Source organism: Corynebacterium felinum, assembly GCF_030408755.1.
In the GTDB taxonomy this organism is placed as follows: domain Bacteria; phylum Actinomycetota; class Actinomycetes; order Mycobacteriales; family Mycobacteriaceae; genus Corynebacterium; species Corynebacterium felinum.
Genome location: NZ_CP047209.1, coordinates 1,827,320 through 1,841,440 on the forward strand (window position 1 = coordinate 1,827,320; position 14,121 = coordinate 1,841,440).

Annotated in this window: 10 protein-coding genes; 2 read left to right on the forward strand and 8 right to left on the reverse strand. The window is 52.5% G+C overall.

Annotated features, from left to right (window positions below; all coding sequences use genetic code 11):
• Window positions 1–117: 117 nt before the first annotated feature.
• A complete protein-coding gene (locus tag CFELI_RS07825) occupies window positions 118–825 on the reverse strand; it encodes a TIGR03085 family metal-binding protein (RefSeq protein WP_277103740.1) in 708 nt (235 codons plus the stop codon).
• A 429-nt stretch (window positions 826–1,254) separates the two neighbouring features.
• Between CFELI_RS07825 and CFELI_RS07830 the strand changes: the two genes are divergently transcribed.
• Window positions 1,255–1,503, forward strand: coding sequence for a hypothetical protein (locus CFELI_RS07830; RefSeq protein ID WP_277103739.1), 249 nt, complete (start codon window positions 1,255–1,257; stop codon window positions 1,501–1,503).
• Between the two features lie 284 nt (window positions 1,504–1,787).
• The gene (locus CFELI_RS07835) at window positions 1,788–2,582 is read left to right on the forward strand and encodes a transposase family protein (RefSeq protein ID WP_290258955.1); all 795 of its coding nucleotides are present in this window, start codon (window positions 1,788–1,790) and stop codon (window positions 2,580–2,582) included.
• Window positions 2,583–2,982: 400 nt separating this feature from the next.
• Here CFELI_RS07835 and CFELI_RS07840 read toward each other — a convergent pair whose 3' ends face one another.
• From CFELI_RS07840 to CFELI_RS07870, 7 genes are all read right to left on the reverse strand, one after another.
• The gene (locus CFELI_RS07840) at window positions 2,983–5,007 is read right to left on the reverse strand and encodes a ribonuclease J (protein WP_374724777.1); all 2,025 of its coding nucleotides are present in this window, start codon (window positions 5,005–5,007) and stop codon (window positions 2,983–2,985) included.
• Window positions 5,008–5,122: 115 nt separating this feature from the next.
• Complete coding sequence (gene dapA / locus CFELI_RS07845) at window positions 5,123–6,037, reverse strand: 4-hydroxy-tetrahydrodipicolinate synthase (protein ID WP_277103613.1); 915 nt, start codon at window positions 6,035–6,037, stop codon at window positions 5,123–5,125.
• Window positions 6,038–6,237: 200 nt separating this feature from the next.
• Window positions 6,238–6,990, reverse strand: a complete 753-nt coding sequence (gene thyX / locus CFELI_RS07850; RefSeq protein WP_277103612.1) for an FAD-dependent thymidylate synthase — start codon at window positions 6,988–6,990, stop codon at window positions 6,238–6,240.
• 5 nt (window positions 6,991–6,995) lie between these two features.
• Window positions 6,996–7,739, reverse strand: a complete 744-nt coding sequence (dapB, locus tag CFELI_RS07855; RefSeq protein WP_277103611.1) for a 4-hydroxy-tetrahydrodipicolinate reductase — start codon at window positions 7,737–7,739, stop codon at window positions 6,996–6,998.
• Window positions 7,740–8,738: 999 nt separating this feature from the next.
• Complete coding sequence (locus tag CFELI_RS07860) at window positions 8,739–9,971, reverse strand: MFS transporter (protein WP_277103610.1); 1,233 nt, start codon at window positions 9,969–9,971, stop codon at window positions 8,739–8,741.
• A gap of 234 nt (window positions 9,972–10,205) precedes the next feature.
• A complete protein-coding gene (locus tag CFELI_RS07865) occupies window positions 10,206–11,138 on the reverse strand; it encodes a carbohydrate kinase family protein (RefSeq protein ID WP_277103609.1) in 933 nt (310 codons plus the stop codon).
• 121 nt (window positions 11,139–11,259) lie between these two features.
• Entirely contained in the window at window positions 11,260–13,533 is a 2,274-nt protein-coding gene (locus tag CFELI_RS07870; protein ID WP_277103608.1) for a polyribonucleotide nucleotidyltransferase, read from the reverse strand.
• Between the last annotated feature and the right edge of the window lie 588 nt (window positions 13,534–14,121).

The following is a 14,121-nucleotide window of genomic DNA, read 5'->3' on the forward strand; positions in this document are numbered from 1 at the left end:
TTCCTTTGCCTGGGGAGGAGCTTGTGACAGTCATGGGTTCAACTGTAATAGCTCAAACCACAGGTTTCACATTTGCAACACCTAAAACAGGTTCTTTTTTAAAATCAAGACTCCATACTAGATCTTTGAACGTCGCAATTTCGAGCGGTCGCCAGTAGTTTCTACTAATGCGCATTCTCTTCCGTAGAGGAAAAGCAGAATTTCCCCAACACTTCCGCGGATGGTGATCACGTGATCACCGGAAGGTGCGACTCCTCGTCGGTCTTTTGCCACCATGCGGGGATATCCATAAGGCTCTAGGATGACGGGGATTTCTGATTTGGCCACCAGTAGTGGTGCCAGCACTTTGAGTACGGTGTGGAGTTCTTTTTCTTCTTCCGGCGTGAATTTGCGCGGGAGGGTATCTGCCACTGGGGCTGATTCGTGAAAATTATTGGCTCCTTCCCCACTAGTGTCGGCTGTGAAGTGTTCTTGTGCAGCGACACCGTTGTGTGCGCGGCGGACGTCTTCGTGGTGAATAAAGTACTCGGCGACATTGATGTATTTGTCGAGGTACCGAAAGGGGCTGTATTTGTGGGGTCCTGCTGCGAAGCGGTCGATGAGTTCGAAAAAGTCTTTGCTTTTGAGGTCTTCGCTGGCGCGTTCGAGGCGGCGTGCGAACCGTGGGATGAACATGCCGAGGGCATCGGTGAATTGGTTTTCGCGGATCACCATGTGCACTAATAGATCGTGGACTGTCCATCCTTCGCACAGTGTTGGCGCGTGCGGCCCTTTGGCGTGCATAAGGGCAACGAGGCGTTGACGTTCTTTTTGTGCGAGTTTCATAGTTTCTTAGCTTAATGCTGCCTTTGTGCATGTGGTGGGTGAAAACCCTTAAAGCTGTGCAGGAATTTTGACCACCTGTGAAAATTCCTGCATGCTCATCGACGTCGACAAAGCCACTCCCCTGAACCAATGAGAGTTTTATGCGTAGCTCATTGTTGTTTTTCTGGTTCGGCGCAGAACACGTAACTAAGAGTTTCGTGCGTGAGGCGTTTTTGTGTTCCGGTGATTCTTGCGATTTCACCAGTTGCCACGCATGGCGAGGTGTGATTGTTGAGAACTGCGGCATCCCAGCGTGTTGGTTGGGAGTAACTTGACCATGCCCGCCCAGCGTTTGCACCGTATCGCTATTCTCCACCTTCGGCGGACACGGCAGTTGGTTCTGTGTTGCCCACGATGTGAGCAGCATGGGCAGCAGTATATGTGATTACAATGGCAGCGATAGCAATCGCTGTTACAGATTTTCTCATCATGGGTTCCTTCCGTAATCGATTTATGCACAAATTATTATTCGATTTGATCTGTCACCCTTCGCGCACATGCTCGCTGGTATCTGCATATTCTGTGATCCGCCGCCATGTGGCTGTAACAGACGGTAACCGCTTTGATGCTAACGCCGTTGAAACTACAGGAAAGCAAAGTAATGTCGTGGACATCATCCCCACCAGCAATCAACTTTAAAGCCAGATTCACCCACACATCCCCTAACGTGTGCGTGAGCCCAGAACGCAGCAAAGCGGAATCAAGGCAGTTACTTATTCCCACCAATTCGGCTACGTGAGCAAACGGTAACACCCCACACCAGACACAAGATGAGAAAATGAGGTTTTCTCACCGGGGAAATGCGTTTGAAACGCTGACCTGTGGTTTTGGGGGTTTTGTGGGTGTGTCGTAACGAAAGCACGCGGGGTTCTTACTCAGAATGGTTTTTGATACAGGAAAATCAAACTGAAAGGAACTCCCGCGTGCTTCGCTATTCTGCCACACTTGACGTCCCAATTTCCACTGCACGTACCATCAGCGCTTGGCTTCAAGCTCATCGCCGTCGACATGACCTTCGCCCCCATCAACGTGCCACAACGTGTTGGGAGCAAGCAATTATGCTTCTACGCTGGCTTTATGAAGCAACAAGTATCGCTACTATTGCTCGTGATGCTCGTGTTTCACAAGCCACAGGCTACCGCTACATCCATGAAGCACTCAGGGTTGTTTCCGCCAAATCTCCCACCCTCATCGACGCACTACGCCATGCCAAGGACGCCAATAATCTTTTCGTCTGCCTTGACGGAACACTCATCCGAACAGACCGCGTAGCGAGAAAGAACCCGAAAAACCGTCACGATCTGTGGTATTCCGGAAAACATAAGGCATTTGGTGGCAATGTACAGGTGCTCACTGACGAGAGTGGGTACCCACTATGGGTATCCTCAGTATCTCCTGGATCAACCCACGACATCACAGCAGCGCGTGAGCATGTTCTTGATGCAATAAGCACTGTTGATATTTGCGTTCTTGCCGACAAAGGCTACATTGGTGCAGGTCACAACGTACACACACCGATCAGAGGAAGGAATCTGGCAGATGACGAATACGAGTACAACCGTCGTCTTAACGGTTTGCGAGCACCATCAGAACGAGCAAACGCCATGCTCAAACAACTCAAAGCACTACGGCGTGTAACACTATGCCCTAAAACCATTACAGCCATCGCAAAAACTGCTTTAGTCGTCCTACACCTAGCCCGCAAAATACTCTGGTGAGAAAACCTCAATCTAGCAACCCGTGGAATGTATGTGGTAATCAACACCCAAAAAAGTGTTTCTTTCTACCTAGATTATTGACTTCAAAACATCCCTATTCTAGCAGGTCAAGAAGCACTTTCTTTACTTTTTGCTCACCTTTTCACACCCATGAAAAATCCGGGCTAGGCCAACAAAGGATTAAAGGCGAAGTCGCCATTCTACATTCGTTGCATAGGAAGAAGTTTCGAAATGTGCATCATTTTTCACAGTAAGCTCGCCCAATAGTTAAGCACCATCGGCAGTGTGGGAGTTAAACGTTGAGAGAGCAGAGAAACCTGAGAAATAAAATTGCCTTGGTGTTCACCAGCACTACTGTGCGGGAATCAACACCAAGGCAAAGTGTGAAAAGGTCTAGCTGTTACAGACTTGGACGTGCGCGGCGCACTTCCTCTTCATCCACTGGGGAATGAACATCAGAAGTCATTGGAACAACGGTCGGCATGATCATTGGCTTACGACGCCAAGTTTGCTCCACATAACGAGACACCTTGCGGCGCAGCTGCTGAACCATGCGGTATGGATCATTCTCGCCTTCCGCAGCGAGATCATCCATGGTGGTGGACACAAGGTCGGTTACCTCAGGCATCATTGCCACGGCGTCCTCAGAGAAGCCCTTCGCCTGAACCGTTGGGCGCTCAAGCAGGCGACCAGTGCGGTTATCGATTACAGCGGTGATGGAAATCAGGCCTCCTTCACCCAAAGCGGTGCGATCATCGAGAACTTCCTGATCGATATCACCCATGGTGACACCATCAACATACAAGTTACCGATCGGGATCTGGCCGACGACGCGGGCACGACCATCAATGAGATCCACAACAACACCGTTTTGTGCCAGCACACAGTTTTCGCGGGCAACACCGGTGGCAATTGCTAGTTCCTTGTTAGCACGAAGGTGGCGCCATTCGCCGTGCACCGGCATTGCGTTCTTTGGGCGGGCAGCATTGTAAAGGAAGAGCAGTTCGCCGGAGTAACCGTGGCCAGAGGTGTGCACCTTGGCGTCGCGGCCGGTGATCACAGTTGCGCCGATCTGAGCAAGCATGTTGATCACACCAAACACAGCTTCCTCATTGCCAGGAACCAGCGAGGAGGAAAGGATGATGACGTCACCATCACGCACAGTGATCTGGCGGTGTTCGCGACGCGCCATGCGCGACAGCGCAGCCATTGGCTCACCCTGAGTACCGGTGGTGATCAGCATAACCTTATGAGGCGCCATCTTTGCAGCATCGTCCATGGTGACAATGGTGCCGCGAGGTGCCTTCAGATAGCCGAGCTTTTCGGCAATTTCCATGTTGCGGATCATCGACCGGCCGTTGAACGCAACCTTTCGGCCAGCGGCCACGGCTGCATCAACAGCGGCTTGGACGCGGTCCACATTGGAGGCGAAGCAGGCCAAAATCACGCGCTGTTTCGCATCGGCTACGATGCGGCGCAGAGTTGGGGCGATTTCCGATTCCGAACCAGACACACCAGGGGTGGTGGCGTTGGTGGAGTCGCACAAGAACAGGTCGATGCCTTCGTCGCCAAAGCGAGACAATGCTGGCAGATCGGTGGGCCTGCCGGACGGTGGGGTCTGGTCGAGCTTGACGTCACCGGTCATCACAACAAGACCTGCACCGGTCTTGATTGCTACGCCTAGGCAGTCAGGAATGGAGTGGTTGACTGTCCAGAAGCGCACATTAAATGGGCCGCGGTTGATGTTGGAGGATTCATTGACCTCAATCAACTTGGGACGCTGGCGGTGCTCGCGGCACTTCGCGGCGATCAATGCCAAAGTGAATTTCGATGCCAAGATGGGCAGGTCCGGGCGAAGCTTAAGCAACCATGGGATGGCGCCAATGTGGTCTTCGTGCCCGTGGGTCACGACGAGTGCTTCCACCTTGTCCAGCTTGTCTTCGATCGGGCCGAAGTCAGGAAGGATGAGGTCAACGCCTGGTTCACCGGACGAGGGGAACAAGACGCCACAGTCAACGATCAGCAGTTTTCCGTTGTATTCAAAAACGGTCATGTTGCGACCGATTTCAGAAATACCACCCAGTGCGTAGATACGCAGCCCGTTCTTTGGTGCCTTGGGCGGCAGTGGGAGGCGTTCGGTCAGATCCGCACCCTGCATCGACTTGACCACGTTACGACGGCCACGGTTATTGCCACCGTTACCTTGCGCAGTGCGGTGAGAGGTGTTAGATGCGCCCTGGTTAGCGGAATCAGCGCTGGTTTCCTCCGTCTTGCGACGCGAACGCGTAGAGCCGTTTCGGCTCCCATTGCTGCGTGTAGAGGTGCTTCGACTTGTGCTACTTGAGCGGTTTGAGCTGCGGCCACGGCCACGGCTTGAGGTTTTCTCTGTTGCGTCAGTTGGTGCATTCTCAGCGTTGGTGCTGATCTGCGTGGTGTCCTGTGTTGGTGCATTCGGGGTTTCCGGTGCACGGAATACAGGGGTTTCTGCAGTCTCCGGCGAGCCAGCCTTGCGGGTAACTCGACGGTTACGACTACGAGATTCAGTCATTATTTAATACTCCAGCATTTTTCATGTCGTGGCGTAGTGCTTCGAGTTCATGCTTACTGGCGGCGAGGATAGGTAGACGTGGGTCGCCAACTTCGATTCCTTGGAGTCTCAGCCCCGCTTTTGCCAGGGTTACTCCGCCCAGTCGGGCTTGTGCGCGCACCAGTGGCGCGAGTGAAGCGTTAATCTCGCGTGCTTTCACGAGATCGCCGTTATTAAAACTTTCATACATTTCACGCAAGTGGCTGGGTGCAAGGTGTCCGATTACCGAGATGAATCCGGTGGCCCCCACGCTTAACCACGGGAGGTTAAGGGGGTCGTCGCCGGAGTACCATGCGAGTCCGAGATCGCGGATTTGCGTGGTTGCTAGGGCGATGTCACCTTTTGCGTCTTTGACCGCTTTGACTGTGTCTAGTTGGGCAATTTTTTCCAGCGTTGGCGCTTCGATCGCGATGACGGAGCGGGCTGGAATGTCGTAGACACAAATGGGGAGGTCGGTTGCTTCAGCAATTGCTTTGAAATGGTGGTAAATACCCTCTTGACTCGGCTTGGAGTAGTAAGGAGTAACAACCAGAAGGCCATCGGCACCCGCGTTCGCGGATGCTTCGGCCAGTTCTACCGATGAGCGAGTGTTGTTGGTTCCGGCACCTGCGATGAGCTTGATGTCGGAGCCGAATTCTTCGCGAACGGCTTTGAGCAGGTTAATCTTTTCCGACAGCGTGGTGGTGGGTGCTTCGCCAGTGGTTCCGGCGAGCACGAGTGAATCTACACCATTGCTCACGAGATGGCGGGCGAGTGCAACACCTGCGTCGATGTCTACTTCGCCTGCCTGATTAAAGGGGGTGACCATTGCGACGGAGATTGTACCGAAGGTATCAATCCCTGTCTTCGCTGCCAAACCTGTGCTCATGACTCATAAGGTTACCGTCTTTGTGCCAGTTCCTTCGAATCTTGTGACGTGTCTTGTCTAAAATATTGATTCTTGACCATCTTTATTGCACCCCCAGTGTGTGATTCAGCACTCCCCCTTCCCCCGTGTTAAGCGTATCGACGCCGCCCCTCAGCGCCGATTATGTGCGGGCGTGGGGACGGCGTCGATAAGCGTTGCTCTTAAAAATCAGTGACGTAAGGGCTTGTTGCCATTTGCGAGCCATCAGCGAGTGTTGCGATGTCAAAGTCCCCGAATACGACAGGGGCTTGGCTGCGCAACAGTTTTAAACACTCGACAGCAAGCTGCCGGATTTCAACATCGGCGTGTTCGGTTGCACGCATCCCAATAAAGTGCCGCCAGCTGCGGAAATTGCCAGTGACCACAATGCGCGATTCAGTTGCGTTAGGCAAAATAGCGCGTGCGGCTTGGCGTGCTTGCTTTTTGCGCAGCAGCGCGTTGGGCTCGCCATCAAATTTTTGCTCTAAAGCATCGACGAGTTCGTTGTAGGCGAAGCGAGTTTCATCGACAGCGTTCATGAACAACCGGTAAAGCTCCTCATCTTCCCTGATAAGCGCGGGCACAACGACCTCGGATTGCCCAGAATGGACGAATCTTTGCGAAAGTTGGGAGAAGCTAAAGTGCCGGTGCCGCACAAGTTCGTGGGTTGCCGACCGCGAAATGCCCCGAATATAGAGGGTGGCGCAGGGGTGCTCAAGCAGCGCAAGATGCCCTACTTCCATGATGTGGCGGATGTAGGCACCGTTACTAGCTGTGCGCGGGTTGGGCTTGTCGAACGTTTCGTAGCAGGCACGACCTGCAAATTCAACGAGTGCTTCAATACTGTTCGCATCGGTTTCCCACGGTATGCTCGCCGGCGGGGTGAACTGGCTGCAGGCTACGAGTTCGACTGTGAGTGAAGATTCGACTGCCATGTGTGTTAAAGCCCTAAGTAGTGTTCGAGCCCTACTGTCAGACCTGGGTGCTTGGCGATTTCACGCACACCAACGAGCACTCCGGGGACGAAGGAGGTGCGATCGTAGGAGTCTTGGCGGATAGTCAGCGATTGCCCTTGGGAGCCGAAGATGACTTCTTCGTGAGCGACCATGCCTGTCATGCGCACGGCGTGAACGCGTACGCCGTCGATGTTTGCGCCGCGGGCACCGTCGAGTGTTTGCTCAGTTGCATCTGGCATGGGTGGCATTTGTGCTTCACGACGCGCGGCTGCGATGCCTTCAGCGGTGTGAATTGCGGTGCCTGAGGGGGCGTCGAGTTTATTGGGGTGGTGGTATTCGACAACTTCTGCGGTGTCGAAGAAACGTGCTGCCTGTTGTGCGAATTGCATGGTCAGCACCGCGGAGATGGCGAAGTTAGGGGCGATCAGGCAGTGCGCGTTGCCTTCGTGCGCCCACGCACGCACGTGTTCTAGGCGCTCTGGGGTAAAGCCGGTGGTGCCCACGACGCAGTGGATGCCGTTGGTGAGGCAGAATTTGAGGTTATCCATCACAGAGCTTGGGGTGGTGAAGTCGACGACTACTTCGGTGCCACTGCTAATGAGGATGTCAAGGTTATCGCCACGGTCGACTTCTGCGGATAGTTCAAGGTCGTCTGCTTTGTTTACACCGTCAACGATTGCCTGCCCCACGCGGCCTTTCGCACCGAGGACGCCTACTTTAATTCCCATGTTTTCCTCCATCACAAAAATTGAGTTCGAGCTATCTGAACAGTGTAGAGCAGAACTACACAATCAAGGAGACCACCCCCACTTTCACCAAGGAATTCTTCACGCCCCTCCCCCGGGAACACCTTCGGGCGTGTCCAAAGATCGATCACCACAGTTTCAGCTCTTGCGCACCCCCCTAGATTCACCCCGCAGACTTAAACAGCACAAAAATTACCCACCTATCAATAGATGGAAATTGATTGAAAATTAATAGTTAGAGTTTCAGGAAAGCGGGTGAAAATTGACCTGCGGTTTTACAAGTAGCACTCGCTCTATCTCTAACTGATATATTCCTAAGACGAAGATTCTGGCACCTAAAAGTCCCCTCACTCCACATCCACAATTCCATGGACACGAAAGCAGCACAAAAATCAATCACACTCACGCCAATAGGTACTAACAGAATGATCCAGACACGCCTTCCATAGCCGAGTTTTCACCGTACTTTCCATCATCGCGACAATTGCGTCTTCAGCAGTCGTTGCTTCACAGATCACCCATCCGACACGATCCATATTGGTTGATCCGTGATTAACAACCGCTCCAAGTTCTGAGGTAATCCGTGTTTCACTAACCATCCCATTGGAAAATCAACACTTCAAGCGTTCCCGATGTCAGTATTGAAAAGAAAGTAGTTACAGCAGCCATACATGCGCTCTTCGGGTAAAAATCGGAAAGACCACGCCACGGCGAGCCAGCTCACGAAAGCTGTCCCTTAAATTGGTTGGAATCGGTACTGAAAAATATGCCCGTTCCCGCTCGGGCTTTACCTTGAGTTGTAAACCTCAACGTTGCGCCCCAAGTGAAGAATCAACCTCTGTCGACAACATCATAAACTTCCGGAGCGGTAGCAACGATCGAGCGGAATTATCGCCACTTGACTGCTTGCCAAAGAAGCTCACCACCGGCCCCATAGGCTCGACCACGAATTGAATAGGAGTAGTTTTCGACCATTAGCTTTTACTCGCTGTTGTTCATCTCCTTTTTCTTGACTGTGGATGCCAGAAAGCAAACTAGGGTCAGGATTATCAACGCTAACCATGTGGCATGTGGCCCTGTTGTCAGTAGCCAGCCAAACAGAGCAGGTGCTAGTGTCATTCCGACGGACCAAGTCATTTGAAATGCAGCCATGTACTGGCCATTGTTGGTTTGGGGAGCTAGGGTCACGCTTAAAACATTCGATGCCGGCGTTGAAATCATTTCAGCGGCGGTGTAAATAATCATGACTAATGTGATTACGCACACTGTCGCAATTGGAACCTTGACTACTGCTATAGCAGACCAAAATACTGCGAAGGATGTGAGATTAAGGATGTAGCCAATCGTAATGTTCAGGTGAGGGGAGAATTTTTGCGTCCAATCAGCAACATGCGTGCTGAGCAACGCAACAACTACAGTGTTACCAACCACAAGAAATCCTGCGAGAACCGCTGGTAGCCCGAGCTGTTCAGAAACATATATTGCAAGGACTAACGAAATCACCATCGCTGCCAGCACTAACCCAAGATTAAGAACCAACAGTCGCAGGTACGGACCATCCGCGAGGACTTTCCACAAAGTAGTTTTCTGATGCACTTCTGGATCGTTGGCATGAGTATTGCATTCACCAACAGGTTTCCATCTTTGGAGGGCAACAGTAGATCCAAAGTAGAGCGCTGCACACGCTACGATCACGCCATGGAGAACCTCGGGAGACTTGGTTGAGAAAGCCAACGAGCTAATCAGCGTTCCAAATCCTATGCCCGCATTTCTAATAGCCCCGATCAGCCCGAACCAAGTCTGCATGTTTTTATTCTGCGAGGCAAGGCTGACTAAGCCACGACTGCTTGTCCAAAACATGTGCGACCCAGCTTGTGCCAACAGTTGGCTGGCGACAATCAATAAAACACTCTCGGACACCCAGAGGCACATGAGGTATCCAAACCCTGTGATGACGTCTCCAAGCATAGCGACCTTGCGAGGCCCGATGCGATTCAGCGCGCTACCAATTACTGCTGGTACGAGCGCCGCAATAGTTCGGCCTGCGGTGATCGCCACTCCGATAGTGGCAAGACCCACAGATGTCGTTCGATCGAAGTAAATAAGAAGAAACGCCATCATCAGTCCACTGCCAGCCGAGTTCATCAGCGCCGATGCAATAAGCAATTTTGACTGAGCCAGATTTTCGACTCGAACGCGCGTCGATAGGGCCATAGCGGAGTTATCCTTTCTGTGAGGCGTTGACACTATGCACGGTCGCGTAGTCTCTCAAAGAGAGATCACCAAAGTGCGAGAAGTAATCGTGTCCCTTCGAGATCAAGGACATAACACACCGTTGAAAATATAATTATTGCCTCAATCAAACAAAATTGCTACAACGCAGACTCAAGGGATAGCCACCGCAGCAGTGCCTCACCTGCAACAATGCCTCACACAAGTCATTGACCTTTAACAAGCAATAAACTCGTTGACCTGCTCGCGAGTTGGTGGATTCGCACCAAAGTGCGTGCAATTTATCGCTGCGGCGGTAGCCGCAAACTCCGCAATGCGACGCCATTGATCAAGATCAAAGCCTGCGACCTGCTGGCGAACATTCTTTCCACCGCACAAACGATGAATCTCGGCGAGCACGCACCCCATCACGGTATCGCCCGCCCCAATCGTATCCGCCACATGCACAGTCGGGGCTGGTACGCTCAGGCGCTGTTTGCCCAGCACAATCTCAATGCCCTCACTACCACGGGTAATCAACTTCACCGGCACCTGCGGGTCATCGAGAAACGCATCCTCTTCTTCTGATAGCTTCAGCAGATCGACGTCGACAAGCAATGAACGCACAAACGCGCGATGAGAATCAGTAGCGCACAATGGGCGAATATTAGGATCGAGTGCCACAAACACACCCGCCGCAGACAACCTGCGCAACAACCCCGCCAAGCGCGAAGCACCCGGTTCTAACGCCAACGACAACGTGCCAAAACAGGCAATATCAGTAACCAGCTCCTCCGGCGGTGACACGAAACGATCCGCAGTGCCCTCAACGTAAAAGGTATAGTGCGCACTCCCATCCGTTTCCCGTGACGCAAGCGCTAGTGTGGTCGGCTCATCGCCACGCTGCACCAAGGAAACATCCACCCCCTCCTGCTTAAGTTTATCCACCAACGCCGAGCCGAACCCATCCGAAGACAGCCGTGAAACAAACTGCACCGGCACCCCTTGGCGCGCACTTGCAATCGCGACATTAAAGGGACCCCCACCCAAAGCTGGTTGAAGTGGCGCTACACGCGCATCCACACCATCAGCAACATCCACCATTGGGACTAAATCGACAAGGCCTTCGCCACACACCGTAATCATTCCCCCAGTGTAGTTTCCACGCATCTTCACCAATGCATAAACAGCAAAAATTTTTCACCCGCAACCCACAAACTCCCGCCCACTTTCCTTCAATACACAAAAGGAAGTGGACGGGAGTGAATGGAAAACTACCGTTTATTAACGACTAGGAGTTTTCAGCAACCAAGCCCAGGGAGATCTTGCCGCGGTTATCAATATCGAGAATCTCAACCTCAATCTTGTCACCAACATTGACAACATCTTCGACCTTATCAATGCGCTTGCCATTACCCAGCTTAGAAATGTGCACCAAGCCGTCACGACCAGGAACCAAAGATACGAACGCGCCGAAGGCAGTGGTCTTGACAACCGTGCCCAAGAAGCGCTCGCCAACCTTTGGCAACTGAGGATTCGCAATCGCATTAATACGCTCAATCGCAGCTTCCGCAGCTTTACCACCAGTAGCCGAAATGTACACAGTGCCATCTTCCTCAATGGAAATATCGGCACCGGTCGCCTCAGTGATCTCGTTAATGGTTTTGCCCTTCGGCCCAATAACCTCACCGATCTTCGACACAGGAACCTTGATCGAGGTGATACGAGGAGCGAACTGGCTCATCTCATCAGGAGAATCAATCACCTGAGCCATGGTATCGAGAATGGTCAAACGAGCATCGCGAGCCTGCGACAAAGCAGAAGCCAAAACCTCGGAAGGAATACCATCCAACTTAGTGTCCAGCTGCAAGGCAGTAATGAACTCGGAAGTACCAGCAACCTTGAAGTCCATGTCGCCGAAGGCATCCTCAGCGCCCAAAATGTCAGTCAACGCAACATAGCGAGTCTCACCATCAACCTCATCGGAAACTAAGCCCATTGCAATACCTGCGACTGGAGCCAACAGTGGAACACCAGCGTTGTACAGCGACAAGGTGGATGCACACACCGAACCCATGGAGGTCGAACCATTCGAGCCCAACGCCTCCGACACCTGGCGGATAGCGTAAGGGAACTCCTCACGAGGAGGAATCACAGGAACCAATGCGCGCTCAGCCAACGCACCGTGGCCAATCTCGCGACGCTTCGGCGAACCCACACGACCAGTCTCACCAGTGGAATATGGTGGGAAGTTGTAGTGGTGGATATAACGCTTCGAGGTGGTCGGGGTCAGCGAATCAATCTGCTGCTCCATCTTCAGCATGTCGAGAGTAGTCACACCCATGATCTGGGTTTCGCCACGCTCGAACAGCGAAGAACCGTGTGCACGAGGGATGAGATCAACTTCAACGCCAAGGTCACGGATATCGGTCACGCCACGGCCATCGATACGGAATTCTTCCGTCAAGATCATGTGGCGCACAACCTTCTTCATGACAGAGTTGTAAGCAGCACGGATCTCCTTGGAAACGCTTGCCTCGTCGCTGGAATCTTGGGCAAACTTCGGCAGCAGCGCAGCCTCAACTTCTTCCATGTACTCGTTGGTGGCGTCGTCACGCTCCTGCTTCGACTTCACCGTCAGCAGCTGTGCAAGCTTCTTTGCAGCCTTCTTCTCCACCGCTGCGAACACCTCATCAGAATACGGTGGGAACAGTGGGAACTCTTGAGTTTCCTTCGCAGCAAGCTCAGCCAAACCAGCCTGGGCGCGGCATAAAACCTCAATGAAAGGCTTCGCAGCTTCCAAGCCCTGGGCCACAACCTCTTCGGTAGGGGCAGGCTTACCCTCACGAATCTGCGCCACAACAGAATCGGTAGCGCCAGCTTCAACCATCATGATGGCAACATCATCAACAGTCTTCTTGCCGACCTTCTTGCTCACAATGCGGCCAGCGACAACGAGCTCGAACAGAGCCTGCTCATGCTGGGCGTAAGTGGGGAACGCAACCCACTGGCCTTCTGGGTGATCCTCATCAGCAAGCAGCGCCATACGCACGCCACCGACAGGGCCAGACACTGGCAGACCAGAAAGCTGAGTTGCCGCAGACGCACCGTTGATAGCAACAACGTCATACATATCTTCAGGGTTAACCGACAGTACGGTCACAACAACCTGCACTTCGTTGCGCAAACCCTTCACGAAGGTTGGGCGCAGCGGGCGGTCGATCAAGCGACACGCCAAGATTGCTTCAGTAGAAGGGCGACCCTCACGACGGAAGAAGGAACCGGGGATGCGGCCTGCAGCGTACATGCGCTCTTCAACATCAACGGTCAGTGGGAAAAAGTCAAAACCCTCGCGAGGCTGATTCGATGCTGTCACTGTAGACAGCAACATGTTTTCTTCATCCAAGTACGTGGTCACGGAGCCACCCGCTTGGCGGGCTAGTTGACCGGTTTCAAAACGGATGATGCGGGTACCGAAATCCCCGTTGTCGATAATTGCTTTTGCTTCGGTAATCCCGTATTCAGGATCTTCATTGAAAGAAACGAGTTTTTTCGCGTTGCTCATGAGCACGTGCTCCTCTTTGTTATGCGTGCTTTTCGACGGTCATCGGTGCCGTCGAAGAATTTTTGTGACTATTTTCTTAACTCGAAAAACGCAACAGGAAGAGTCTAGCACGAGGCGTTCTTAAGATTGGAAAAAGTTTCGCCTCAATCACCCAATGGTAGTTGCCTTGCCCCCCCCTCACAGAGCTTTGACCACCTTGAGCAGCCCTTGCCCTGCGGGATTTATGCACACTAATTTTCGTTAGTTCATTCAAAGCATCAGCGCGAATGTGAATGCTGCCACTTCTTATCTCCTACCCCCGCAAATAGAGAGCTACACCACCGACCAAAAGGGCTCGATTGTTTCACAGTTTTCGCACTGATTGCACGTCCTACTGAGAACAAGTACAGCATTGCGAATATGGGCAGTGGAGTGTCATCTTTTTCATTCAACCTGAGAAAAAGTATAGAACTGGTCACATCTTAGTCTTAGAATTGATTCGCGCAAGCGAGTAAGACATCCCGACTTTAGACCGCCTTGCATAGTTGGGGTAGTGGAGTGAAGAATCTCCAATCAACCGAGTATTCTTAAAGCCCGAAGATCGCGCAC

What these genes read in the sequence shown, in the direction of transcription:
- CFELI_RS07830 (WP_277103739.1), top strand. Translation starts at nt 1,255, where the DNA reads ATGGCAGCGATAGCAATCGCTGTTACAGATTTTCTCATCATGGGTTCC.
- CFELI_RS07860 (WP_277103610.1), bottom strand. Translation starts at nt 9,971, where the DNA reads ATGGCCCTATCGACGCGCGTTCGAGTCGAAAATCTGGCTCAGTCAAAA.
- CFELI_RS07865 (WP_277103609.1), bottom strand. Translation starts at nt 11,138, where the DNA reads ATGCGTGGAAACTACACTGGGGGAATGATTACGGTGTGTGGCGAAGGC.
- dapB (WP_277103611.1), bottom strand. Translation starts at nt 7,739, where the DNA reads ATGGGAATTAAAGTAGGCGTCCTCGGTGCGAAAGGCCGCGTGGGGCAG.
- thyX (WP_277103612.1), bottom strand. Translation starts at nt 6,990, where the DNA reads ATGGCAGTCGAATCTTCACTCACAGTCGAACTCGTAGCCTGCAGCCAG.
- dapA (WP_277103613.1), bottom strand. Translation starts at nt 6,037, where the DNA reads ATGAGCACAGGTTTGGCAGCGAAGACAGGGATTGATACCTTCGGTACA.
- CFELI_RS07825 (WP_277103740.1), bottom strand. Translation starts at nt 825, where the DNA reads ATGAAACTCGCACAAAAAGAACGTCAACGCCTCGTTGCCCTTATGCAC.
- CFELI_RS07870 (WP_277103608.1), bottom strand. Translation starts at nt 13,533, where the DNA reads ATGAGCAACGCGAAAAAACTCGTTTCTTTCAATGAAGATCCTGAATAC.